This is a genomic window from Rhodoferax ferrireducens, assembly GCF_003347515.1.
GTDB lineage: Bacteria > Pseudomonadota > Gammaproteobacteria > Burkholderiales > Burkholderiaceae_C > Rhodoferax.
Genome location: NZ_QEII01000279.1, coordinates 1 through 1,724 on the forward strand (window position 1 = coordinate 1; position 1,724 = coordinate 1,724).

The following is a 1,724-nucleotide window of genomic DNA, read 5'->3' on the forward strand; positions in this document are numbered from 1 at the left end:
CTCTTAAGAAACTTCCCCAGCAGCCTTGAGAAATCGGATATTTGAAATCATGCTGAGGAGGTTTGCTGTGGTGTAAGTTGAAAGCCCAATTGGTGAGCCCGACGAGTGAGATTTTGCACCACTCTTTGACGGTAGCGCTCCTCATACTCGTCCTGCCCGGCCTCGACAAAGGCTTGCCCCCTGGTCAGCATGAAATAGACCAGTCGGGCCAGCTTGTGCGCACTGGCCGTGATGGCCTTGGGTTTATCCATGCGCGAACACAACCGGCGGTGATGGGCGCCCAGTGCGGTTTGACTCTTGCGCAGCGCCTGCGCGGCCATGCGCAAGGCCTGGGCGGCCCGGTTGGCACAGGGTTTGGTGGCACTTGAGAGCACTTTACCGCCCGAAATCTTGGTGCCCGGACACAAGCCCAACCACGAGGTGAAATGCTTGACTGTGGGAAAACGTGCCAGATCGACACCAATCTCACTGATGACTTTCAACGCGGTGCTGGTATCAATGCCGGGTATGCGTGTCAGGTCAACCCCACTGGCCTCGAACAGGGAGGTACGCGCATCAAAGCGCACCGAATTCTTGGCCGGTGTGCCGCGTTTGGGAGTCCCCAATCCGGCCTCTGGCAATGCATGCCCCTTCAGCGCCCCCAGCAACTGCTGCAGCTTGCCATCGCACTCGGTGATCTGGGCGGCATAGGCGTCGATCAAGGCCAGGGCCTGCTTGAGGGCAAACAGGTGCTCGTCGCGCCAGTTACCCTGTAGCGCTGCGGCGACCTCAGCCTCGTCGGCCTTGATGCGTCGATCCCGCAGTTTGGCCAGGGTGGCGGCATCACGCTCGCCCGCAACGATGGCGCGCACGATGGCCTGGCCGGTCACCCCCATGATGTCGGAGATGACGTGGTGCAGTTGTACATTCATCTGCGTCATTGCCTTCTGTAAATGCTGGACATGGCGTGCCTGATAGGACAGCAGCATGTCGCGGTGGCGCCAGACGGCACGCAGCGCACAGACTTCCTCAGCGGGGCGGAAACCACCGCGCAGCAGTCCGTAACTCATCAGTTGCTGCAGCCACTGGCAGTCCAACACGTCGCTCTTGCGACCCGGCACATTCCTGACGTGGCGAGCGTTGACCAGGTGGACTTCAAACCCGGCGGCATCCAGCATTTCGAACAAGGGGATCCAGTACACGCCGGTGGATTCCATCGCCACGGCCGTGATGGCGCACTGGCGCAACCATTGCATCAGGCGCTCCAGATCGGCGGTGAAGGCTGGGAATTCTCGCACCGGCTCATCGTCACGGCCTGATGGCACGGCCACGAAATGACTGGTGGCACCGATATCGATGCCACAGGCATCGGGATAGGCGATGCTCAAGATCGATGCTTTGGATCGCTTACGTAGAGGTTTGGTCTTGGACGGTGGTGTGCTCGGGGCAGATTTGTTGATAGGCTGGGACATGAACGGACTCCTTTGATTGAGAGTTCAACGATGCGCACCACGCGGGAAAAACGTCTTGAATGCTCAGTCTCTTAAACGGGATGGTCATCGCCACCACAATGGCAGCCATGAGCCTCACCAATGTCGAAGACGCAACCCAACCACGCTAACGTACGGGCCACAAAGGCACCAATGGCTTACCGGTCATGTGTGGCGTGCCCCTCAACGGTACCTCACGCACGGCTCAAGTTTCTTCGGCACGGAGTCCGGGCGCGGCCGGCTGGATCGCTAACG

1 protein-coding gene is annotated in these 1,724 nt (G+C 59.7%); it reads right to left on the reverse strand.

Going from position 1 to position 1,724, the window contains the following annotated elements:
• Window positions 1-47 precede the first annotated feature (47 nt).
• Window positions 48-1,451 (reverse strand): IS110 family transposase, encoded by a 1,404-nt coding sequence (locus C5P05_RS15940; protein WP_232834527.1) that lies wholly within the window; start codon window positions 1,449-1,451, stop codon window positions 48-50.
• Window positions 1,452-1,724 lie beyond the last annotated feature (273 nt).

What these genes read in the sequence shown, in the direction of transcription:
- C5P05_RS15940 (WP_232834527.1), bottom strand. Translation starts at nt 1,451, where the DNA reads ATGTCCCAGCCTATCAACAAATCTGCCCCGAGCACACCACCGTCCAAG.